The 23,846-nt window shown below is 48.7% G+C and carries 16 protein-coding genes; 4 read left to right on the forward strand and 12 right to left on the reverse strand.

Features of this window, described 5'->3' with window-relative positions:
- From BLQ88_RS36110 to BLQ88_RS36120, 3 genes are all read right to left on the reverse strand, one after another.
- On the reverse strand, positions 1-253 hold a 253-nt coding region (locus BLQ88_RS36110), incomplete at its 3' end, for a transposase (RefSeq protein WP_143017029.1).
- Positions 254-986: 733 nt separating this feature from the next.
- Entirely contained in the window at positions 987-2,549 is a 1,563-nt protein-coding gene (locus tag BLQ88_RS36115; RefSeq protein ID WP_090157876.1) for a TlpA family protein disulfide reductase, read from the reverse strand.
- A gap of 50 nt (positions 2,550-2,599) precedes the next feature.
- Positions 2,600-3,043, reverse strand: coding sequence for a hypothetical protein (locus tag BLQ88_RS36120; RefSeq protein ID WP_090157877.1), 444 nt, complete (start codon positions 3,041-3,043; stop codon positions 2,600-2,602).
- A gap of 477 nt (positions 3,044-3,520) precedes the next feature.
- On the opposite strand from BLQ88_RS36120, the gene BLQ88_RS36125 reads away from it, so the two are divergent.
- A complete protein-coding gene (locus tag BLQ88_RS36125; RefSeq protein ID WP_143017030.1) occupies positions 3,521-4,078 on the forward strand; it encodes a hypothetical protein in 558 nt (185 codons plus the stop codon).
- A 92-nt stretch (positions 4,079-4,170) separates the two neighbouring features.
- On the opposite strand, the gene BLQ88_RS36130 is transcribed toward BLQ88_RS36125, so the two are convergent.
- From BLQ88_RS36130 to BLQ88_RS36150, 4 genes are all read right to left on the reverse strand, one after another.
- A complete protein-coding gene (locus BLQ88_RS36130; protein ID WP_090157879.1) occupies positions 4,171-4,710 on the reverse strand; it encodes a DDE-type integrase/transposase/recombinase in 540 nt (179 codons plus the stop codon).
- A gap of 13 nt (positions 4,711-4,723) precedes the next feature.
- On the reverse strand, positions 4,724-4,993 hold the full coding sequence (locus BLQ88_RS36135) for a transposase (protein WP_090157880.1): 270 nt from the start codon (positions 4,991-4,993) through the stop codon (positions 4,724-4,726).
- A 648-nt stretch (positions 4,994-5,641) separates the two neighbouring features.
- Positions 5,642-9,184, reverse strand: coding sequence for a TonB-dependent receptor (locus BLQ88_RS36145; RefSeq protein WP_090157882.1), 3,543 nt, complete (start codon positions 9,182-9,184; stop codon positions 5,642-5,644).
- On the reverse strand, positions 9,185-10,180 hold the full coding sequence (locus BLQ88_RS36150; RefSeq protein ID WP_143017031.1) for a FecR family protein: 996 nt from the start codon (positions 10,178-10,180) through the stop codon (positions 9,185-9,187).
- A 161-nt stretch (positions 10,181-10,341) separates the two neighbouring features.
- On the opposite strand from BLQ88_RS36150, the gene BLQ88_RS36155 reads away from it, so the two are divergent.
- Complete coding sequence (locus tag BLQ88_RS36155) at positions 10,342-10,998, forward strand: RNA polymerase sigma factor (RefSeq protein ID WP_090157884.1); 657 nt, start codon at positions 10,342-10,344, stop codon at positions 10,996-10,998.
- Here BLQ88_RS36155 and BLQ88_RS36160 read toward each other — a convergent pair.
- The 5 genes from BLQ88_RS36160 to BLQ88_RS37665 form a co-directional block, all read right to left on the reverse strand.
- Positions 10,966-15,048 carry a ThuA domain-containing protein gene (locus BLQ88_RS36160; protein WP_229213014.1) on the reverse strand — a complete coding sequence of 1,361 codons (4,083 nt, stop codon included), beginning with the start codon at positions 15,046-15,048 and terminating at the stop codon, positions 10,966-10,968. The genes BLQ88_RS36155 and BLQ88_RS36160 overlap by 33 nt on opposite strands.
- A gap of 30 nt (positions 15,049-15,078) precedes the next feature.
- A complete protein-coding gene (locus BLQ88_RS36165) occupies positions 15,079-16,785 on the reverse strand; it encodes a carboxylesterase/lipase family protein (protein ID WP_090157885.1) in 1,707 nt (568 codons plus the stop codon).
- Positions 16,786-16,788: 3 nt separating this feature from the next.
- Positions 16,789-18,531, reverse strand: coding sequence for a RagB/SusD family nutrient uptake outer membrane protein (locus tag BLQ88_RS36170; RefSeq protein ID WP_229213015.1), 1,743 nt, complete (start codon positions 18,529-18,531; stop codon positions 16,789-16,791).
- A gap of 13 nt (positions 18,532-18,544) precedes the next feature.
- Positions 18,545-21,835, reverse strand: coding sequence for a SusC/RagA family TonB-linked outer membrane protein (locus BLQ88_RS36175; protein WP_176885215.1), 3,291 nt, complete (start codon positions 21,833-21,835; stop codon positions 18,545-18,547).
- A 260-nt stretch (positions 21,836-22,095) separates the two neighbouring features.
- Entirely contained in the window at positions 22,096-22,350 is a 255-nt protein-coding gene (locus tag BLQ88_RS37665; protein ID WP_176885216.1) for a T9SS type A sorting domain-containing protein, read from the reverse strand.
- 963 nt (positions 22,351-23,313) lie between these two features.
- Here BLQ88_RS37665 and BLQ88_RS36185 point away from each other — a divergent pair.
- Positions 23,314-23,565: a hypothetical protein gene (locus BLQ88_RS36185; RefSeq protein WP_143017032.1), complete on the forward strand. Its 252-nt coding sequence runs from the start codon at positions 23,314-23,316 to the stop codon at positions 23,563-23,565.
- A gap of 28 nt (positions 23,566-23,593) precedes the next feature.
- The coding region (locus BLQ88_RS36190) for a transposase (protein WP_143017029.1) at positions 23,594-23,846 on the forward strand (253 nt) is incomplete at its 3' end.

Below are 23,846 nucleotides of genomic sequence, written 5' to 3' on the forward strand. Positions count from 1 at the left end.
CGATGATGTCCTTGGCGAGTTTATAATCCAGGCTCAGCTCGGCATACATCTGCTTCAATCGCCGATTTTCATCTTGGAGCGCCTTTAACTCTTTCAATTGAGCGGCTTCCATTCCACTGTACTTTTTACGCCAGTTAAACAGCGTCGCCTTTGAAATGCCGTATTCGCGGCAAACATCCATAGCTTCTCGGCCACCCTCATACTGTTTGAGGATCGCCACGATCTGGGTCTCTGAGTAGTTTTTCTTTTTCATGTGACAGTTAAATTAGCTCTTTTCGAGTCTAATCCTTCACCGTCCTAATTCCAGGGAAGCCTACAATTCCAGGGAAGCCTACACATGCGGGACATTATGACAGGGGCCGCTAACATAAACCCGCTCACTAGCAAGTCACGGGCGAAGCAGTTTGATTTGATGAATGGCTATGCCCAATGGCTTGACGTTGTTGAAGAGGTAATACATGCATAGATCAATTCAGTGTAGGATTATTTAAGAGAAGAATGCATAGTTCTGAAATTATAGGGAAGCAGTTAATTTCGCTACGGCGGCTGAAATTCTCAGCACTCCTACCCCTACACAATAGCAGAGGATATTTGACAGCTTGATGATGGCTAACGTTGAAACTTCGTGTAGATAAATAAATATCACAAGCAATCCTCTCTCCCATCGCTACCAAACTCTAATAATATGCGACTGAGTATTTTTAAGTTTTTAAAGATTTCAGGATTACATTCGCGGAGATGACAGCATTCTCTTCTTAACATAACAGCAAGTTATCCGAGCGGATCGGGTTTTCTGGGTTTAATGTTCTTTTCTCAGGCAGCTAGTGAAAAGAAATGAGTTGGATTTTTCCGTGTTTGGCTTTCAGATATTCGTCAAATTCAGTCTGACCGGGGTTCTTTTAGTAAACGGGCAAATTACGCTAAGGATCTTTGATCTTTGTGGGTGGACCGATCAACGGACTTGATGATCAATCGCTGGATTCAACCTACTTTTCTAAAAGAGAATTGATTTGCTTTTCCAAACCCTGGCTTGGCCGATCTGCATCAGTTTCGACAATCTTATAATCCTTGTCAATCAACACATACTTGGGGAATACCCGCAAGTCGTATTTTTCGACGATGGTTTGCTCCCACGCCGAATTCGCCCAGAGGTTAATAGTTTTAAGCCCGAACCGCTCGCTCCATTTCTTCCACATCGCTTCGGAGGTGTTTACACAAACGCTGACAATCCTGACCGGTTTGTGTCTGAATTTCTCTGCCAATATATTTTCAGCCGGAAATTCTTCAATACAGGGTTTACACCCAGCAAACCAGAATGACAATACAATCACATTTCCTTTGAATGACTTTAACTCAGTCAACGAATCCTTCACATCCACAAGCGCGAAATTGGGAGGTATTTTGCCTTTGCCGGCAATGGCCTCTTTACTTTTGAAGTAAGCACTTAATTCATCCCGCCAGATCGTTTTAGTGAAAACCGAATTGTTGTTTTTGATATAATTTCTGGCGACATCTTTTTTGTAGTGGTTATGTACTAGTTGAATGATAAATGCCTTGAAGAAATCCAAAGCGTCACCCGACAACGATTTATTTGCCTGCGCAATCTGGTAATCTAGAAAATCAGACTTTGTTCCGTGGGCAAGGTCATGATCCTTCATGCGCTTATTAAATAATTCGTATAAAAAAATATAGTACGAATAGGAGCTTTTAGCGGCATCGTTGTCCACTGCAAGTGAATCCAGAAAATTGTAATAATTTGAAGGAACTGGTTCTTTTGTCTGTTTGGAAAATTCGCGTTGTGGAACCGCATTCATCCGCCCTGCTGCGTCGGCATAGCGGTTTTCCCAATATTCGTAACTATGATACCAAGCAGGCAGTCCGCTTTTTTCTTTAGTAAAGAATTGAAGTTCTTCAATGTAAAGTTTATTCATTTGGGTGGTAAGCTCTTCCAAAGTTGTGGCCCTCTGTACAGCTATTGACCGTCCGATTCTAAACGGAATGCTTACAGAAAGGTCCTTTTTAATCAGATATTCATTAATGGCGGCCAGGCTATCCTGCGTATCGAACGAAGTTTTTGCTAAATCTTGAAAGTCCAGATTACAAACTAACGTAGACCCGGGTGTCAAAAGAAGCGTTAGTTCTTTGCCTGCCGTTGTCAGGGTTACTTTCTGAGGACAGCTCACCGGAAACACATAATTTCTGTTTCCGAATCCCTCAGGGATCGTATCCTTCAATCTGATTTCCTGATCAGGAAACATGTTATGGGTAAATACAGTCCAGACACCTTGGCCAGGATTATGGGTATAGTTTACTTTCAGAGTAGCAGTTCCTTTGAAATCATACCAAAAAGAATTTTGGCCAAAGGAAGTCGTACAAATGAACAATAAACACCACAATGTTGCGAACGGAAATTTATAGCATGCTGTAACTGCACTGGCGAAATTCCGATTTCGTTGAGTAAATAGGCGCACCGACTTCATTTTATTACAATGAAAAGTAAGAACTATATATCCAAATATAACTAATATTTTAGGTAGTAGCACTTGCATGGCATTTTGGATTACCTATCTCCTGTTGCTAGCTTTAAACTTACTGACAATTAAATACTCAGATTCATCCCCTTATCCTTTCCCGTATCCAAACCTTGTCTGCGCAGCTGCTGCCGGTACCCGGCCAGCTCCATGGCATTTTTAGCGGTATCCTTTTCCAGCAATTTCCGCGCGAGATCCGCACCGACCGGTCCGCTGTTCTGGGCAACACGCCGGCAGATCAGCCCGATTTCATCTTCCTTTAAGCTTTTCAAGTACGTTGACACCTGCGGGGCGCTTCCTTTAAAATCGGCGAAGATCCCGGCCATGATCCGCTCATAGCTCTGCCGGCTGCTTTGCTCGACCTGGTTGCTGCGGATCTGTTCTGAAAGCCCGCCTCCTTGTACTAATCGAACAATTTCGCCAGAATTCAATCCTCTCTCTTGTTCTGTGTTTTCTCGTTTAGATTCTGTTACTCCGAACGATTCGCGCTTCAGTACGTCTTTAAAACCCACCAGTACGCTACCCGACTTAAATCTACGCAGTAGAACGCGCGCCCCGCTCTCACCAGGCCAATTAACTTACTAAGGTTTAAAGGTTGACAGCACAACCATGCTTTCGTATGCTAACATGACAGATAAACGGTTCACCCATCAACCACTTTAGTGGACAGGAACGAATTCTGTCACATATTTCCCAGGTTATTTGAGATATTTAGATAGCTGGATGCCTGCCCACTACGTTGCCATCGATCGGGAGCCAATTCTGATAAGATTAGCAATATCGCTAAGATGTCAACTATTGACATCAATTGTAGGAACCAGCGTATCAAAAAATGGATAATTCTACGAGCAGATAAATAAGTATATTTTCCCGTAGGTCTTGTCTGGAACAATACTTACGCAATACGAATGTTATATATGAAGTATCTGAATCGGCAAGTTGTGTTTAGCTACTTGCCAATCGCTCGGACGAAACTTAAACTCAGAAAAATGAAAGTCATACTTCTAATTATCCTGACAACTTTTTGCCTGACAATATATGGGCAAGACAAATACAACTATGTGATTTTTAACAAGTTCACAGAAGTTGAGGGAACTGAATATGTAATTGCTCGAATTGAAAATCGGGGTAAAATGGAAGGTTTAAAGAATACATACCTTTTATTTATTGACACAAAAAATGGACTGACAAACCAAGTTGACTTTCCAAATGAAGGGTATATCCAGGAAGTTGAACAAGTAAAAATTGACAAGTTGGGAATTAATTGTTTACTTGTTTCTGCACGGATCGTAGACCTAGACGGAAAGAAAGGAATTGATTGGAATGACCCAACTCAAATCATTGTTTTATCAACTGACGGAAAACAAAAGACTCAACTGACAGACAGTAAGCTATTTGCAAGTACTTGGGCGGTCAATAAAACAACAGGAACTATTACTATTACCGGCCATTACGACACTAATAACAATGGCAAACACGACAAAACTGACAAAAATGAAATTGGAGTTTACGATTTGAAATCTCTAAAACTAATAAGGAAAATATAAGATCGACGCATAGAACTATCGCTAACAGCAAATTTGCAATAAGTGAGAAAAACTTTATTCAAACTGATAGCCTTCGAAACGCAGCCTATTAATTATTTCTGGTTTGCCATACCTGATATCGTTGTATTCAGAAGCCTGGTCTGCGTTTCCTTTTCCAGGCTGTTAGAAAGTTGCCATCCAACGATATAGCGACTGTACAGATCCATTATTGCGGTCAGGTACATAAACCCATGTTTCATTGGTATATAGCTGATATCCAAAGTCCAAACTTGGTTGGGGTGGGTAATTTCAAGATTTCTCAGCAGATACGGGTGAATGTATTTCGCTTTTCCCAAACGGCTAAGGTTACGTTTCGGATAAATCGGTTCAATGGCCATTTTCCGTAGCAGTCGCCGAATACGTTTGACATTGTAGGGCATCCCTTTTTCCGCCAGCTCGTCTTGCATACCCAATACGCCCAGCGTTGGGTCGGACAAAAAGATTTTGTCCATTGTCTCCATCAACATTAGGTTCTCCTCTTTTTCACCAGCAGGTCGATAATACAACTGACTTCGGTTGATGCTCAGAATCTGTGCTTGTCGGCGAATGCTCAATGGATGACTATTGTCGATCAATGCCATGCGCTCACTCATAGACCTGCTTTTTTCAAGCTTTTTTTAAAAAGTCGTTCTCCACCTGAAGCTGGCCGATCTGCTTAAAAAGGTTGTCAACATCAAGAGATTCCTCTTCCTTGGCCGGCTCATCTCCGAAAGCTTTTTCTGCGCGATCCAGAAATTCCCGTTTCCAGGCCGACACCTGCGTTGGATGAATTTCGAATCTGGTCGCTAACTCGCTCAACGACTCTCGTTCTTTCAAGGCTTCAACAGCCACCATTGCCTTGAATTTTGCTGTGAATTTCCTCCGGCTTTGTTTCATTGTTTCATCGGTTCAATGTCAAGTTACTAAACTTAACCGATGGCCTCAATTTTGGGGAGTATTACATTTTTGCCGTAAAGGTTGGATTCACATGTACAGTCGAAGCAAACGGGTACAATCTCACAAACCCCTCCTTTCCTGAAACGGTTCTTCTCTCCAATTTCGCTCGAAGTGAGATGTACGCTGTTTTTTGACGGTTGACGCAACAACCGTTCAGCTAATATCGGACAACACTGTTCGACGGTTCGCATATCAACCGCTTTACAGCATTTGAATAACTACTGTCACATAATTCCCAGCTAATTTGAGACTTGAAGATCCCTAACCCGTCCAAAAAAGCATTAACCGTTTTGTTGTTAATCCTGGTTTGTGTTGACAGTCATAGCTTGGTCCTGATTTGCGGTATCCACTATACTTTTGATGACCTGTATTACCCCTAAATAACTTGACATTAAATCATAATGTAGCGATTATCGTCTTACAATAAATCTAAACTAAGTCCAATACTTGTTTGGTCAAATGTCTTATCGGTGAGACGTACCAGGAAGGCTTTGAGCTTAAAATTATTAATTGGTACAGACGGAATTAGATAGTGAAACTGAACGAGTAGCGCTTCTTATTAATGTGATGGCAGTAAAGAAACCATTGTTAGTTAAAATCGATCGTTAACCCGAGACTATAACTTCGTGTTACGGGATAACTGCCGACATCAATCCCGAATGCCGAATCGGAAATTCCCCCGACCGCGGGGTCCAGTCCGCTGTAAGAAGTAATCGTGAAAAGATTGGAAGCCATCGCGACAACGCGGAGTTGATCCACCTTGAGGCGGCGCAGCATACTCTTGGGAAGCGTAAAACCCAGGCTTAGATGCTGCATGCGCGCATAGGAGCCGTTTTCAATGTAATAGGAATTGGCCTGTGTATTGGTGCTGAAATTGGCCGCACTTTCAAAAATCGGCACGTTCGTGTAGGTGTGGTTTGGCAGCCAGGAATTACGAACGCGCGTGCTGATCGATGCGCCGGTGAATGAAGGATAAAAATCAGAAAACCAACGCTGGTTATTAAAAATCCGACTTCCCAGCGAGCTGTACAAACTGGTACTGAGGTCGAAATTTTTGTATGTAAATTTTAGTAAAATGCTGCCTGTAAATTTCGGGATCGGGTTGCCGAGGTAAGTGCGGTCGGCATCGTTAATTCTTCCGTCGGCATTGATATCCTTAAACCGGAACCGCCCTGGCGCAGCACCCGACTGGGCTGCCGCCGAAGCTACCTCTTCCTTGTTTTGAAACAAACCCGCCACCTCATAACCATAAAATGACGACAACGCGTGGCCCGGCTCATTGCGGATCACAGGTGTTCCGAGCCGCGTGCCTCCCGCCGTGAAATAGGGCACCAGCGGCCCGATGCGCGTGATTTTGTTTTGTAAAAAACTGCCCGAAACCTGAATGTCGTAACGGAAACCCTTGCCTGCCTTCCCTTTTGTAGCCAGCGTCAGGTCCACTCCCTGGTTGCGCATGCGGGCCACATTCACAAACGGCGCACTTGCCCGCGTGCCGACCACGCCGGGAATAGGGAGCTGGTAAAGCAAATCCCGCGTTTCCTTTCGCCATATATCAATGGCAGCTTCTAGCTTGTGATCAAGGAATGAAGCATCAAAACCTGCATTATAAGTAATGCTCGTTTCCCAGCGCGCTTTCGGATTACCGATCTGACTGTTAAAATAACCCGATTCAATGCTCGTATTGGTCGCGCCGAGGTCGTATCCATTGGCCGCATTGGACAAATACAAACTATACTGATTGGTAGAGCTCAGGTAATTGGAATTCCCCATTTTGCCATACCCTACCCTGAATTTCAGGTCCGTTATCCAGCGAACATTTTGCATAAAACGCTCCGAAGAAACCAGCCAGCCAGCTGAAAACGCCGGAAAAAGCCCGAACCGGTTTTCCGCACCGAATTGCGATGAGCCGTCCCTTCTGAGCACGGCCGTGGCAATGTACCGATCATTGAAAATATACCGCGTTTGCCCGAAAAGGGAATAAAAGCGATTCCCCATCGAGCGTCCGCTGGCTACCTGCCGGATAGAACCCGGCATGGTCGTCCCTAATGTAATGTAGTTCGGATCCGTTGAAAAAGGATTAATGCCCGAGCCGCCAATGTTCCGGCCGGCACCGGTATTCAATGCTTCCATGCCCGCCAGCGCGCTGATTTCATGCTTACCAAACTGTTTGATAAAACGCAAAGTGTTGGTAAAAGTCCAGGCCAGGCCAAACCCCGAGGCTTCTGAGTAAGTAGTATTGTCAATATTTTCGGAATTCTCGTAGGTGGCCCGCGTCAGCGTTCCGTTGTAGTTGCTGAAATAAGTGCCGCCAATGCTGCTTTTGAATGTCAAAAAAGCAGCGATATCGTATTCGAGATACGCATTACCGAAGCCGAATGTCGTGTGATTGAAATTGTTGGCAGCCGCCTCCCGGCTCGCGACGGGGTTTCGTGGATTGCTGAAACCCGGCGCCGCAGTGCCCGCATAACCGCCGAAAGCATTGTAAACAGGAATAATCGGCGCCATGCGGTAAGCGGCCAGAATGTCGTTTTCATCGGCCGAAACGCTCGGATTGTTATTGAGATTATTACCTAAAAGTCCGCCCGTGCTCCCTTGCTGGCCGGTCGTGGAAATGTAGGTCAATTGGAGATTTTCTCCGATCCTGAGCTTTTTCCCCACGCTATAATCGGTGTTAATACGCAATGTATAGCGATCGAAATTGTTGTTGATCACCATTCCATCCTGTTTCTGATAGCTCGCGCCTACATAATACCGGTTCTGTGCTCCCCCACCCGACAGGCCCAACGAATGCCGCATCAGCATCGCATTCCGCGTGATCGCCCTGAACCAGTCGGTGCCTTTGTGATTGGCCGGGATCACCAGATAATAAGGTCCGGCGGCCGGATCCGTATTGTATTTTGCCTGCTCCGTAGCGAGGTTTACGGACGAAGCCCCAAGTCCGGAACGGTTGCCAGCCAACAGATAATCAGGCAATACTGGATTTTCACCCGCACCGTATTGTCCATTTGCAATGCCGGCAAAGCTACCCGGACCGATTGCTCCTCCCATCTGAAAAATATCATTACGCCGCGCCTGCCACGTCCATTCCGCCTGCTCCTGGGGCGAAAGTACCGAAAGACCTTTGCCTCTGGTGGTTACACCGTACAATCCATTATAACTGATCCGTATTCCGCTTTTCTCCCTGCCGCCTTTTTTTGTAGCGATTACAATCACCCCCGCCGCGGCCCGCGCTCCGTATACCGACGCAGAAGCGGCATCTTTCAAAACCGTCGTCGATTCGATGTCGGCAGAGTTGATAAAGCTGATTGTTTGTGTAGGCACCCCGTCGACCACATATAAAGGATGATTTCCTCCAAAAGAGCCAAATCCGCGAATGCGTACCTGGCTCGACGTGCCGGGCTGACCGTTGGTAATGAGCGTCAGCCCCGCGACGCGTCCCTGCAACTGCTGCTCCACATTCGCCGAAGGAACGGTCATCAAATCCTGCGCCCGTACGGTTGAAACCGCACCTGTAAATTCCCGCCGCGCTTCGCTGGAATAGCCGGTGACGATCATTTCATTGAGCAATTGTGGATCTTCTGCCAGCTGCACGAGGATAAGTCGTTCAGTCCCGGGCGTCACCTCTTTCGTTTCGTAGCCGACAGACGTAAAGACCAAAATAGCGCCCGGTTCCGTAACATTCACCCGGAAGCTACCGTCCGATGCGGCGATGGTGCCGGTAAATGTATTTTTAATTAAAACAGAAGCCCCCGGCAAGGGATTTCCATGCAGATCGGTGACTTTTCCCGTCAGCTCCGATTTGGGATTGGCTGCGGGTACCAGCAATGGAAAGTTTGTCTGGTCGGCTTTAAGCTGCCGGTTTTTGTTCAGATACAGAATGTAAACGCGGCCGCTACGCCTGAAACGAATGCCGTGCGGCTTTAAAATTTCCTGTAAAACCCTATCCGGGTTATCGGTTTGGTTGAAGCGCTGCGCCGGACTTGTTTTTGCGTCCAGTAAATCGGTATCGTAGTTAAATGTAACCTGAAATGTGGCCGCAAAACGTCTTAATATGCCAACAAGACTTTCCTCCTGCGCGAATGAAACCGGGCTATTGGAAATGATCAGCAGCAAAATGAAAAACAGTCGCATCTATTTTAACAGAAAACCACCCTTCACCGGCTGCACCTGCAAATGATAAATCTCCCCGAGCTGGCTGTAAAAATTCTGGATAGAATCCGTGGCTACCAAACCCGTAAAGCGTTTTTTCAGGATTTCCGGCTGGCTTACCCGGGTAGTGATCCCAAAACTATCTTCCATTTCTTCAAAAATGGATTGCAAGGTCGCGCCCTCATAAACCAGCTCGCGCCGGAGCCAGGAAGTAGTATTGCCGGCGCTGGCTTCCGATTTCACAAGCGCACTTCCATTTGCCGCTAACGTCGCTTTCTGGCCGGGGTCGAGCAGCATTTGCGCACCCGAAGCTTCCAGCCTTACCTTGCCCTCGGCCAACATCACTTCCACATGCTGCCTGCGGTGGTTGACATTAAAAACCGTCCCTAGCACATGCACCGCCACGCGGCCCGCCCGCACCGAAAAGCTTACCGGTTTACCCAGCGTTTTTTCTTTATTTACCTTCAATAATGCTTCCCCGTCCAGATCGAGCGTCCGACTGAAAATACCGCGCACGAAAGAAATCCGGGAATTTCCATTCAAAGTCACCTCCGAGCCGTCGGGTAAAGCGATCGTTTTAATTTCCCCGTAAGTCGTATTGTAGGAAACCGGCCGGGTATGTTGCCACAATCCCAACCCTGCGACCAGGAAAACAACCACACTCGCAGCGGCCAGCCAGCGACCGTAGGATAATGGACGAACCACTGTTTTTTCAGTGTAAACGGGCTTTTCGGCGGTGGTTTTTTGTTTGATCCGCTCCCAGTTTGCCTGCAATTCTTCCTCTGCAAAAAAATCCTGCTGAACAGCCAATTTCCTCACAATGCCAGCCGCCTCGTCCACAACCGGCCGCTTATGCGGATGCTGCCCGAGCCACTGCTGCCAGAATGCGTCGGAAGCCTCGGTAGGATCGGTCACCCATTTGATGAATGCATCGTCTGCCACGAAATCCTGACTTGAAAAATGCTCGTAAGACTGCATATTGAATTTGTAAATTTCCCTGAATGACGCCTCCAAAGGCCGGTCGGCAAACAGATCTATAAATATAGAAAGATATTTTTTTCTGATTTATTTATCGGTATTTTTGAATCTGCTTATATAAATATTTAATTGTACAAAACGCAGGAAAATGCTGCGTGGGAATGCCTATGAGAACAGATCAGGACCTGCAAACGCCTTCTGGTGAGAACCATGCAAGTTCTGATGAAAAGCAGGCGCTCCTATACTGGTCGCTTCTCCGGGAAAATCAGCATCACGCGCTGGAATGGCTTTACAAGACCTACGCGCGCACGCTCCACAACTACGGCTACCGGATCGTTACAGACAAAGAATTGGTAAAGGATACCGTTCAGGACCTGTTCGTTCAGATCTGGGCCAATGCCGGAAAGCTCCCCGCCGTATCCTCCGTCAAAGCCTACCTTCTTGTTGCGCTGCGCCGCGAACTGCTCAGGCGCATTACAAGGCAGCGGCAGTTTGTTCACCAGGATATTGAGCTGGCAGACGAATCTTTTGAAGATCAGATCATTGAACTTCAAAAAGGAGAAATAATCTCCGAAGGTTTGTCGGATTTTATTCAAAAGCTGCCGACGCGCCAACGGGAGATCATTTTTCTCAAATATTACAGCGGCCTTTCCACCGAAGAAATCGCCGCCGCCATGGAGCTTACCTCGGGCTCTGTTTACAAACTGATCTACAAAGCACTCGCCAGTCTCAAAGAGCTTACTTCCGACTGGAAAGCGATCTGGACCATTCTGCTGATTGCGATGCTATTGCTCGAACCGGATATTCGTCAGTTTTAAAATTTCGTCATTGGGCTTGTCGGGTTTCATCGCGAAAAAGTAAATGTCGTGTCTTCCCGTAATTGCCCTTTCCAACGTCCCCGTCAGCTTTTGCAGCGTATCCCACGAGCCCGTCGGCCCAAACGCCACGGTGCTGATCACCGGCCCGGCCTGCGAATCGATGCGCACCTGAATGCTGCCCCGTTGCCCGGCGGAAGCATATTCATACACAAACTGTCGGATCCCCGTCATATCAATGTTTTTCAAAAGAATAAATGACTTGTGCCCGCCCTGGGAAAGGTTGTCGCGGAAGCGTGAAAAACCCTTGTAAGCATCTGCAAATGCAGGTTTGACATTCGCATTCCGCAACTTCACCACATCAATTCCAGTGAGTGACCCTACCGGGTTACCACCTTTGTCGCGGTAGGAAGCCACAATGGTATACTGCCCTTTCTGGTCACCTGCGGTGTGTTCGGTGAGTTTTGCATGCCCCTGAACCGGCAATGCGGTGGTCGCTTTTTTCTGGTCGGTAATGGAAAAAATGTACCGAACCATTTCCTGCGCGTCCTGGGTCGAAAGCTGCGGGTGGGCACTCATAATGTGTTCCTTACCCCAGTTGCCGCCGCCGCCATTGATGATCTTCGCCGCCAGCGCCTCCGCGGATCCTGTTTGTTCCTTGTATCGTTTTGCGATCGCGGTAAAAGTCGGCCCTACCGAGGGCTGGTCCACCGTGTGGCAGGCGCGGCAGTCGCTGGCCGCCATCAGCGTTTTGCCGAGGGGGACAGGTTCCTGTAACAATGTATCGGCATTCTCCGGAACGAGATTTTGCTGCGTTTCGGCTTGCGGATTGTAGCGCATCGTCACTTTTATTTTTTTCGGATCAGCCTTGATATCCTCGCGGTCTTTCACATTCACATTGTAGCTGAATGGTTTTTCGTCCCAAAAGAAAGATTTGTTGGAAGTCCCGGCTATGCGCACCTGAGGCTGAGTGTTGCCCACACTGACTACCATTGTATCCGTACTCGTCAAACCAGCCTTGTCGGTTACACGAAGCACGGCCCGGTACACGCCTGGCTTTTTATAAATGTAGCTGGCATCCGCCTCGGTACTTCCTACGGTTTTACCGTCAAAAAGCCACTGGAAGCTAATGTGATCGTCATCATCCAGGTCTTTGCTGCCTTTGCCGCTGAACGATACGCGCAGCGGCGGCTGGCCGCTTTTCTGTTTAGCCATCGGCAAATCCTTCCGTTCGGAAGTCAGGAAAACGGTTTTGTCCAGATAAGCCTGGCGCGCCGAGTCGACAATGTACCCCTGCGCTACCGGCGGGCGGTTGCCGGTATTGTACTCGATTTTCACGAGGCGCGCATCATCATTATCAGCACCATACACAGACCCATATTCAAGCATATACATGGTGCCATCCTGACTGAATGCGAGATCGATCGGTCGGCGAAAATCTCCATTGGCTGCCATGAAAGGCTCGCTGCGAACATAGTTTTCCTGCTCGTCAAACCGCAGCGCCATTACCCAGTTACGCATCCAGTCAAACACAAAAAGTGCCCCGTCGTAATAATCCGGGAATTTGGAAGGGTTATTGGTATTAGGGTTAAAAGTATAAAACTCGCCCGCCATCGCACTTCTGCCTCCCAATCCCAGCTCCGGAAACTCCTCCGAAGCAGCATAAGGGTACCAGATCATGGCAGGCTGCGCGGGCGGCAGCTGGCTCAGACCGGTGTTGTTTGGTGAATTATTGACAGGCGCTTTCGGATCAAATTTCGGTCCGGCTGTTTTGGTCGCAAAATCCCATTTGGTATAAGCCGCATTATTTCCCGAAAAGTACGGCCAACCGAAATTCCCCGCCGTTTTGGCCTGATTAAATTCATCATAACCCCGCGGCCCCTGCACGCCATCGTTACCTGCATCGGGACCAATCTCTCCCCAATACAATACAGAAGTTTTAGGGTTGACGGCAATGCGGTAGGGGTTCCGGCATCCCATCACATATATTTCCGGCAATGTGCGCGCTGTTCTTTTCGGGAACAGATTTCCCTCTGGGATTGAGTAATTACCATCTGCCTCAGGATGAATCCGCAGGATTTTGCCTTTCAAATCATTGGTATTGCCCGAAGAACGTTGTGAATCCTGGCTGTAAAACTCCGGCTCGGGCCGCTCGTCCATGGGAGAATACCCGCCCGATGGGAATGGCGTGGAACTGTCGCCCGTTGAAAGGTACAGATTGCCCTCCTTGTCCCAGGCCAGAGAACCACCGTGGTGCGAGCCGCTGTTTTTCTGCACGGGCACTTTCAGCAGGATCTTTTCGGAAGCCAGGTCAAGGGTGTTTTCATTGGTTAATGTAAACCTGGAAAGCTGGAACGCAAGGTTTTCTTCGGTGAGTCCGGCCGGCGCGTAGTAAAGGTAAAGCTGGTGATTTTGTGCAAATGCAGGGTCGAGCGCGACGCCAATCAGCCCGGTGCCGCCCATATTGGTGATCGGGAATTTATGGATCAGCGTGGATTTTCCTGTTTTGGGATCAAATACGGAGAAATTGCCAAACAGTTCTGTAAAAAACACGCGTCCATCGGGCGCAATCGCCAGCTCCATCGGCGAATTCAGGTCATTGGCGACGACCGTTTTTACAAACCGGTTTTGCTCGGGCGTCACCTTTGCGTAGGCTTTTTTGTAATCCAGGGTCACATTTTCGCCCATCGCATATTGGATGCCCCCCAGCAGATGTTTCAGGAAAGCGGGGTCGCTGTAACTTTCATCGGTATGTCCATTTCCGGTGTAAAATGCGCGGCCGCCATCAAAAGTGTGATACCAGCTGATCGGGTGTTTGGCCCCGTTTGTGCCGCCTTCGTAGGAGTTTTCATCCAGCTCGGCCAGCACTTTGATGCCCGAATAAAACGACCGGTAATTGTACCATTCATCCTCGCGCTCCCAGCGGTCAGGGAGTGAGGCGGTCGCCGGATGCGATTTGTCTGTCACGTTTACCACCGCCTTTCGCACGTTGGGATTGTGCGGATGACTCGCGAAATGCGCGCCCATCAGCTTTCCGTACCAGGGCCAGTCGTACTCGGTATCCGCCGCCGCGTGCACCCCCACATACCCGCCGCCCGCCTGAATGTAGCGCTCAAATGCAGCCTGTTGCTCCCCGTTCAATACATTACCCGTGGTATTCAGCCAGATGACCGCCGCATATTTTTTCAGGTTTTCTTCTGTAAAAAATGTGGCACCCGAAGTAGTATCGGCTGCAAAATTATTCTCCTCAGCCAGCTTTTGAATGGCTTTAGCCCCAAACGGAATGGAGCTGTGGTGCCAGCCTTTTGTTTTGGTAAAAACCAATACGCGCGCAGGCTTCCCGATCGCGTACTGAATCCCACCCAGCAAGTGTTTTTGAAAAAGCGGATCATCGTAGGCGGCTGGCAGGTGGCCCAACGCCGTGTAAAATGCGCGGCCGCCGTCAAATGCGTGTTTCCAGGCCAACGGGTGATAGTCGCCTTCGGTACCGCCCTTGTAAGTTTTTTCGTCGGCACAAAAAAGCACTTCCACATCCGGCACTCGCTTGTTGAAATTATACCATTCGTCTGTCCATTTCCATCGTTCGGGAAGGTGTTTAGTGGAAGCATCCTTGCGGTTGGTGACCTGTACTACGCCCGAAACCGGATCGGGCGGGTGACCTGTGAAAACAGCCCCGGTCAGCTTCCCAAACCACGGCCATTCTTTCTCAGAAGCCGAAGCCGAATGAATGCCGACATACCCGCGCCCGCTGCGAATGTACCGCTCAAATGCTTCCTGCTGCGGCGCGTTCAGCACATCACCAGTGGTGGAAAGCCAGATCACCGCCGCATATTTTTGAAGGTTTTGATCATTAAAATGTTCCGCGCTTTTGGTCGTATCCACGTCAAATCCATTGCTTTGTCCCAGTTTCATAATTGCCTGGATACCATTCGGAATGGATTCATGATAGTAGCGGAGTGTTTTACTGAAAATCAGCACGCGGGGCCTACTTTGTGCCAGGCAGGCCCTTGATCCGAGGTTAAGGAATAGTAACAGGATTATTATTTTTTTCATAAAATGACCTTTCAATGTGGGTCGGCTTTTTTAAAAATCTCTTTTGTAAAACACCCTTTCTAATAGTTTTCGGGCCTCACCGTCGGGTTCGGTACGTACCTCGCTTTTGTTGTCAAAAACCATCATTGCGCCTTTGTTTTTGGTAAAATCCGGCCATTGCGGCAGGCCGGAATGTGCCGGATTCCCGGTTCTGGCGAAACTGAGCCAGGCTTTGCTCATTTTATCTGCGAGCGCCCGCGCCTCCTCTCCCCCGCCGGTCATGGTATCGCAGCGGTCGGTGTTGGCAAATACGAATGGAATCTCGCTGCAATGGAATGCGCGGGGACGTTTGTCCAGAACCGGTGTTTGCCAGGAAAACAGGTACAGGTAAACCGGCGCTGCATTTTGCAGCGCTTTCCGCTCGGCCTGCAGGTAGGCCAGCGGGTTGTAGGGGGAAATATAAGATAGTATCTCCACCGGCTTCGCATTCACATGCACCCTGCGCAGGGTATCATATACTTGCTGGCTTTTATCGCCAAAGCGTTCGGCCAGCTTTTTACGCAATCCGTCTTCATCCAGCGACTCCATGGCCGCATTGTTAATGCTGGCGGATGCCTCATTGCGGTTCGTTCCGATCAGCATCGGAATGTGCGAGGAATACTCCGGCACCACCGGCTCGAAAGGATGTGCCGGGATGACATCTCCGTCCACGACAGGCTGCCAGCCCGCGCGGCCAACCCCTTTTGGAAGCTGCGTACCCAGCCTTTGCTCCGCAGCAATTCCAGCCTGAATAATCTGCTGAAACGGCAGCTCGTGAATTTTTTCAATGTTGGATTGATTGATTTTCAATTCATCCAAAACCAGCTTCGTAAGCCCGGCTGCATAATCCGGCGTAGCGATTTGCACGGTGGAACTACTTTGGGAAATCGCCTTGTGGAAAAGGCCTTTGGCGGAAGGCATCGCCATGAGGGTGGTCACTTTGGCCGCGCCGCCCGATTGCCCGAAGATCGTCACATTGCCTGGGTCACCACCGAAACCGACGATATGATCGCGCACCCATTCCAATGCCTCCACAAGATCAAGCATGCCCACATTGCCTGAATACGCATAGGCTTCGCCATATTCTACCAGATGCAGAAAGCCGAATGCATTCAGGCGGTGATTCACCGAAACGACGACCACATCACCCAGCTTGCTCAGGTTTTCACCATCGTAGGAAGGATGCTCCTGCGCCGAGCCCGAGAAAAATGCGCCCCCGTGCATCCAGAACATCACCGGCCGCTTTTTGTGATCATTTACTGCGGGCGTCCAGATATTCAGCCGCAGGCAATCTTCGCCCTGGAAACCATCATTCCATTGGTACAAAAAAGCATACTCTTCCATTCCCCAGCCTTTGTTGGGTTTTTGCGGACAAACAGGGCCGTAGGTAAGCGTGTCACGAATGCCTGTCCAAGCTGCGGGCTTTGACGGTGGCATAAATCTGGCTTTACCTGCCGTAGTCGCGCCGTAAGGAATGCCCTTGAAATTGTAAATTTCTCCGTGTACATAACCCCGCACTTTGCCATAAGTGGTTTCGCCCAAGGCCAGGTTTTGCGAAGCCCTGACGGTGTCGCGACGTGCTGTCTGGCCTGCATTTAAGTTTTCAGCAGAGGCTGGACCCGCCAAAGCTTCGGCACCGGGAACAAGTCCCAGTGCCGGAATGCCGCATGCAATGCTTTGCAGAAAGTCCCTCCTGCTGTTATTCATTCCATCGGACATACCTTAATAATTAGGGTTTTGAGTCAGAATATCCTGCCCCTGATAATCAATCTGCGTTTGCGGGATCGGCGCGAATTCGTCGCGTCCGGAAGTGAATTTGCCTCCGCTGTAAGCGACGGGTAGTTTCGCTATTTCGTAATTCAAAAAGTCGTTCAGCACTTTCTCGGCTGTTCCCCAGCGCACGAGATCGAAAAAGCGGTGACCTTCGCCGGAGAGTTCCAGCTTGCGTTCGAACTGAACTGCCTGGCGGGCTGCTACTTTATCTGTCCACGGCGCGGTGTAAGGTGCGATCACGTAGTTGGCAGCCGCTTTTCCGTCGGCGGTTTTTACCCACGCTTCTTTATTCGCAGCTCTTTCGCGCACCATATTCACATAGGTTTGTGCTTTTTGCAATGTCCCGACTTCAATTTCGGCTTCTGCTGCCATCAGCAGCACATCGGCGAAGCGGATAATGTTGTAGTTGATCGCCGAGTAAGTGTCCGTGCTCGCAGTCGCGTCGGAGAGGTTTTTGACTTGCGATTTGTAATGAATGAATTTTTTGGGTGAATACGGTCCGCCGAAACTCTGGTCACGGATCCAGGAATAGCCCGGATGCACGCCCCAATCCAGGAACGGAATGCCGCGGCGACCGATGGACCAGTCCAGACGCGGATCCACCGGAGCTGAGTCGGGTGTAAATGGCTGATCCGAGATCATTCCCTGATCAGTTTTCAATTGATTGGCGCCCGCATTGTAAGAACCGTCGAGCAAAGGCAAACCCTGCGCATTCACGCGGAATGAATTGGCCAGCTCAAAACTTGGCTGAAAGTAACCGCAGCAACCGCCCGGCGCGCTGGAACCATAAGGATAATTGAGCCCCAGATCCGTATTCGAATTGTCGGTACTGCCCGTGTTGGCCGCCGCCTGAATGGCGAAAACGGACTCGGAATTGGTTTCCTTGGCTGCATTGAAGATATCCGTGTAGTTGGCTACCAACGCATATTTCAAACCTCCACTTGTTACTCCGTTGGCAATCACTTCATCGAAAAGCAGCTTGGCGTCCTGGTATTTTTTCTGATACAAATAGATTTTAGCCAGATAAGCAGCCGCTGCCCATTTGTTGCTCCGCCCCACGAGCGACTGAGTTGCGGGAAGGTTTTTATACGCATAGTCGAGGTCTGCTTCGATCTTTGGCCATATATCCGTGTTGTTCGGCACTTTCTCGATACCATTTCCGTAAGTCAGCGTTTCATCGACAAACGGGACCATGTTGAACATGCGCTTCAAATCGAAATAGTAATGTGCGCGAAGGAAACGCGCTTCGGCGGAAATGCGCTGCTTGTCGGCCTCTGTCACGTCTGCGCCTGCTTTGGGCAAAATACGCATCACTGCATTGGCTCGACTGATCCCCTCATACATCGCATTCCACTTTTGACCTATATCCCCAAGACTCGGGTAAAGCTGATACGTCATCCACGGGATCAAATCCCCGTAATCACCGGAATTGGAACCTTTATTGGCATCCCCGCCGGAAATGCTGCCGCGCATCCAGTTGAAAGTACTGGTCACACGACGGAACCCGCGGCCGTTTGTTTCGGCGTAAGCAGCCACAAGCAAGCCTTCAATGCCGGCTTTGGAATTAAGCTGTGCTTCCGAAAGCTGGCCCGTTGCGGGTACTTCCAGGAATTTGTCCGAGCAGGAGCTGTTGCAGAAGGTCAGCAGCAGCATGATCGCCCAGGATTTATGAATGTGTTTTTTGATCATCATTGAAACCAGATTTTTAAAGCGTAAAACTCAACCCCAGATTATAGCCGCGCGTCACCGGATAATTGCCCACATCGATCCCAAATGCAGAATCCGAAGATCCTCCGACCGCCGGGTCGATTCCTGAATATTTGGTGATGGTAAACAGGTTGGTCGCCGACACCGATACCCGCAAGCGGTTCAGCCCGATGCGCTTGATCGCCGCCGCAGGAAATGTATAGCCCAGGTTGAGGTACTGCATTCGGGCATACGAACCATTTTCCACGTAATAGGAATTGGCCTGAGTGTTGGTACTGAAATTACCCGCGCTTTCGAAGATCGGAACCGTCGCATCGGTACGATCGGGCAACCATGAATCCTTTACCCGAGTGCTGAGCGCGCCGCCCGTAAACGAGGGATAAAAGTCTGTGAACCAGCGCTGATTGTTGAATATCTTATTACCCAAAGAAGTATACACATTGGTATTGATATCAAATCCTTTATAAGACAATCCGAGCGTGATACTACCGGTGAATTTGGGAACCGGGCTGCCCAGATAGGTGCGGTCGGCGTCGTTGATCTTACCATCGTTGTTCAGGTCGGCGAAGCGGAAGCGGCCGGGTGCTGCGCCGGTTTGCGTGGGTGCAGCGGCTACTTCTTCTTTGCTCTTAAAAAGGCTCGCTACCTGATAGCCAAAGAATTCGGACAATGTATGTCCTACTTCATTGCGTACAACAGGTGTACCCAGGCGCGTGCCTCCGCCAGTAAAATAAGGAACAAGCGGCGCAATGGCAGTTATTTTGTTGCTTAGAAAACTTCCGATGGCAGTCACTTCATAATTCAGGTCGCCAGTTACTTTACCACGGTTGGTTAGCAAAAGGTCGATACCCTGGTTGCGCATACTGGCCACATTCACGAACGGCGCGCTGGCCCGCACACCCACCACACCTGGCAATGCAAGCTGGTAGAGCAGATCGCGTGTGTCTTTACGCCAGAAATCCACAACGATTTCGAGCTTGTTGTTAAACAATGCACCGTCGATACCAATGTTGGATGTCACACTCGTCTCCCATTTCGCATCGGCATTGCCGATCTGGCTGGTGAAATATCCGGGATAAATAGTGTTATTGGTCGCGCCGAGGTCATAACCATTGGCTGCATTGGACGCGTACAAACTGAACTGGTTGGTCGAACTGAGGTAGTTGGAATTCCCCATCAGCCCGTAGCCGCCGCGGATTTTCAGGTCAGAAACCCAGTTGACATCCTTCATGAAATCTTCCGAAGAAACACGCCAGGCGGCAGAAAATGCTGGAAAAACGCCGAATCGGTTGTTAGGCGAAAATTGCGAAGAACCGTCCCTGCGAACGACGGCGGTTACAATATAGCGATCGTTATAAATGTATTTGGCCTGTCCGAACAGCGAATAGAAGTTGTTGCCCTTGGAATAGCCGCTGTTCACCTGCCGCGTTGTGCCGGGCGTGGTGGTGCTCAATGTCACATAATCCGGATCGGTGGAAAACGGGTTTAAGCCTGAACCATTCATATTTCGTCCGGCGCCGGTGTTCAGCGATTCAATGCCGCCGAGAATGTTCAGATCGTGTTTGCCAAAAGTCTTTTTAAATGTAGCTGTGTTTGTGAAAGTCCAGGCGAGGGCAAAACCGGCGGATTCATTGTACGAAAAGTTGGCAATGTTTTCCGAATTCTCGTAAGTAGCGCGGGAGGAGCTGTTGTTGTAATTATTAAAATAAGTACCGCCTATGCTGCTGCGCAGGGTGATCGAGGGGATTACGTCATATTCCAGATACGCATTTCCAAAGCCGTATATCGTCCGGTTGACGTTGTTGGCGGCGGCCTGTCTGCTGGCGAGCGGATTTCTTGGATTTCCGAACCCCGGAGCGGCTGTGCCACCATAACCGCCAAATGCATCGTAAACAGGAATGATCGGCGCCATTCTGAATGCGGACAGGATATCGTTTTCATCGGAAGCAATGCTGGAATTGTTGTTGGTGCTGTTGCCCAGCGCGCTGCCCGAGTTTCCCTGCAAGCCTTTGGCCCCCACGTAAGCGAGCTGGATGTTCTCACCTAATCTTAGTTTTTTGCTCAAATCAAATTCCGTATTCGCCCGGAAAGTGTAGCGCGAAAATTTGTTGTTGATCACAATCCCGTCCTGCTGCTGCATACCGAAACCCACGTAATACCGGCTGAATTCCGAGCCGCCCGAAAGGCCGAGCGTGTGGCGCGTCATCGGCGCATTTCGGGTGATGGCTTTGTACCAGTCGGTTCCTTCCTTGTTGGCCGCCATGACCATATAGTAAGGCCCGTTTGCAGGGTTTACGTTGTATTTGGCACGCTCTGTTTCCAGGTTCACAGCCGAAGCAGGCTGCCCTACCTTGTTCCCAACAATCAGGTAATCAGGCAAAACCGGGCTTTGACCAGTGCCGTATTGTCCATTGGCAATGCCTGTAAAACTGTTTGGACCAATGGGCGTTCCACTCTGGAACAGGTCGTTTTTCCGTGCCTGCCACGTCCAGTCCGCCTGCTCCTGGGGCGTAAGTATCTGCTGCCCTTTGCCTGGATTGGTAAAGCCGTACAAACCGTCGTAACTAACGGAAAGCTTCTGCGCTTTTTTCAGGCCTTTTTTGGTTGTCAAAACAATCACCCCAGCCGCCGCGCGTGCTCCGTAAATGGACGCCGAAGCGGCGTCTTTCAGCACGGTCGTCGACTCAATATCATTGGGATTAATGAATTGAATGCTCTGCGTAGGCACGCCATCGACCACATAGAGCGGCTGATTCCCGCCGAATGACCCGAACCCGCGGATACGGATCTGGCTCGAAGTTCCCGGCTGACCATTTGAAATGACCGTCAGACCCGACACGCGTCCCTGCAATTGCTGCTCCACATTGGACGACGGAACGACCTGCAACTGTTGCGGCTTGACGGTGGACACGGCCCCGGTAACCTGGCTGCGGTTTTCGGTGGAGTAGCCCGTCACAACCACTTCGGTGAGCACACTGATATCGTCCTCTAATGTAATGGTGATATCCGAGCGGTTGCCCACGCGTACCTCCTGTGCTTTATAGCCAATGGAAGAAGCCACGATCACTGCATCCGCGCCCTGTACATTGATACTAAAATCTCCGTTTACATCGGTTGAAGTACCTACCTGCGTACCTTTCAACAAAATACTGACGCCCGGAACAGATCCCGATGCACTGTGGACTTTCCCGGTCAGGGTGCGGCCCTGAGCGGAGACATTCATGGCCAGAAGAAGCATTGCGCTGCAAAGCACAGTTGCCCTCCATGCATGGTAAAAGATTTCTTTCATAAAGAAAAAGGCTTTTGGGATAAGCGAAACACGAATGCGCAGTCTCGCCTTATGCGCAAAACCTTCTTCTAACCAGCAATTTGTCTAGAATAATTAGCGGCCGGAAGAACGTTCCAAATCCTTAGTGCAGAAGAATATCAGAATTATCCCTTTTCTGGGCGAAAATCTTTTTTCGAGAAAAACGTGGTTCTACCATTCCCCAATAGATCGACCATTGAAGCAGCCAGATATTATTCAATGATGGGGCAAGCCAAGCGAGTTTATTCGATGACTACTTGCCGGACTACGGCTCTTCCATTTTTAAGCAAAACCCGCAGCAGGTAATTCCCGGAGCCAAACTGAGGTAAGTCCAGCTTGTTGCTGATTGGGTTTGCTTCCTGATCCAACAAAGTTCTGCCCGAAAGGGTTAACAGTTCGATCCGTTCAACGGGATTCTTGGTTTGAATTTGGATGGAAGTCGTGGCCGGATGTGGGAAAACATTTACAGGATCTTGGCCCTGTACAATACCAGTCACTATTTTACTGTACGCATAACTTTCATGACCTCCCCCGTCAAACGAGGCAGGATAAAACTAAATATTTCCCGTGCCAAAACAGTTTGCCATTTGATCAAATCATAGTTAGATTTGCCCTAAGTTGCAGCCCAAATAAATCAAGGTGAGCAATTCGGTGAGCAGGCTTTGCTACACATGTGTATGATTTTGATTACCAGATAGATACAGACAAATACTATGTCCCTCTCTCTCTGCAGGACATGATGTCAAAACATTCAAAAACCCCGTTTAAAGCGTTTAAACGGGGTTTTTGCGTTTTTGAACTATACCAAAATATTCAAAAATTCCCGATTAAAATGTAGCGTTTCGTGGAAGTAAAAAAATCTCAGAAAAACTTCCACGGATAAGTACCTAACTAGCTGGTTAGCAACCTGTTCACCGCGTGGACATCTTGCGTTTCAATGGTAACAATTCGATTTTTGTTCATCTTAAACATTTTTTACTATGTTGGAAAGTAGACCAAATCATTGGCGTTGACAATCAATAACTGCAATCGGGTATTGGCAGCGGAAAATACTGTTTCTACCCCCCTTCTTAACAGGCAGTTCGTTCGCTCAATGTTCCTTTCAATTCAACAGACTACATTGCGTAATTGCACATCCCTCTCCGACATTTCATATCCAGATCGTACTACCGAATGCAACGACCATTATTTATTGTAATATTCTCAAACAATTGATTTTGCGGTAAAATAGATTAAAAAATCTAGCCTAACATGTGGCTAAGCAATTAAAAAATTAGCCTCCCAGGCAATTTAGTATCGATTGCGATTTTACATTATACCCCTCAATCGCTATGTTCAAGAATCATTTTCTAATCCTGGCCGCACTATGTCTCTGTTGCGATAGAGACGCACACGAATTACCGCAAATCCCACCACCAACTCGCATTACGCTCACCGCTTATCGGAACAATGAGGCAATATTGCAAGTACTGTTAATCAATCAGAGCGACGAATGGCGGAAAGAGTCCAAGATCGAAATTAAAAACCTTACCAACTTAGCTATCAATGGATTGACATTCCATATCGAAGGATGTGCTACTCCCAATACAGGTTTCTATACTTGCGAGAATGTGTACACCTATCAAATGAAGCAAGGCGAAATGATTACTAGTGGAGGTGTAGGCTTCCCTGGAATTGTAGGCTTCCCTGGAATTAGGACGGTGAAGGATTAGACTCGAAAAGAGCTAATTTAACTGTCACATGAAAAAGAAAAACTACTCAGAGACCCAGATCGTGGCGATCCTCAAACAGTATGAGGGTGGCCGAGAAGCTATGGATGTTTGCCGCGAATACGGCATTTCAAAGGCGACGCTGTTTAACTGGCGTAAAAAGTACAGTGGAATGGAAGCCGCTCAATTGAAAGAGTTAAAGGCGCTCCAAGATGAAAATCGGCGATTGAAGCAGATGTATGCCGAGCTGAGCCTGGATTATAAACTCGCCAAGGACATCATCG

Source organism: Dyadobacter soli (assembly GCF_900101885.1).
Classification (GTDB): domain Bacteria; phylum Bacteroidota; class Bacteroidia; order Cytophagales; family Spirosomataceae; genus Dyadobacter; species Dyadobacter soli.

What these genes read in the sequence shown, in the direction of transcription:
- BLQ88_RS36115 (WP_090157876.1), bottom strand. Translation starts at nt 2,549, where the DNA reads ATGCAAGTGCTACTACCTAAAATATTAGTTATATTTGGATATATAGTT.
- BLQ88_RS36125 (WP_143017030.1), top strand. Translation starts at nt 3,521, where the DNA reads ATGAAAGTCATACTTCTAATTATCCTGACAACTTTTTGCCTGACAATA.
- BLQ88_RS36130 (WP_090157879.1), bottom strand. Translation starts at nt 4,710, where the DNA reads ATGAGTGAGCGCATGGCATTGATCGACAATAGTCATCCATTGAGCATT.
- BLQ88_RS36135 (WP_090157880.1), bottom strand. Translation starts at nt 4,993, where the DNA reads ATGAAACAAAGCCGGAGGAAATTCACAGCAAAATTCAAGGCAATGGTG.
- BLQ88_RS36145 (WP_090157882.1), bottom strand. Translation starts at nt 9,184, where the DNA reads ATGCGACTGTTTTTCATTTTGCTGCTGATCATTTCCAATAGCCCGGTT.
- BLQ88_RS36150 (WP_143017031.1), bottom strand. Translation starts at nt 10,180, where the DNA reads ATGCAGTCTTACGAGCATTTTTCAAGTCAGGATTTCGTGGCAGACGAT.
- BLQ88_RS36155 (WP_090157884.1), top strand. Translation starts at nt 10,342, where the DNA reads ATGCCTATGAGAACAGATCAGGACCTGCAAACGCCTTCTGGTGAGAAC.
- BLQ88_RS36160 (WP_229213014.1), bottom strand. Translation starts at nt 15,048, where the DNA reads ATGAAAAAAATAATAATCCTGTTACTATTCCTTAACCTCGGATCAAGG.
- BLQ88_RS36165 (WP_090157885.1), bottom strand. Translation starts at nt 16,785, where the DNA reads ATGTCCGATGGAATGAATAACAGCAGGAGGGACTTTCTGCAAAGCATT.
- BLQ88_RS36170 (WP_229213015.1), bottom strand. Translation starts at nt 18,531, where the DNA reads ATGATGATCAAAAAACACATTCATAAATCCTGGGCGATCATGCTGCTG.
- BLQ88_RS36175 (WP_176885215.1), bottom strand. Translation starts at nt 21,835, where the DNA reads ATGAAAGAAATCTTTTACCATGCATGGAGGGCAACTGTGCTTTGCAGC.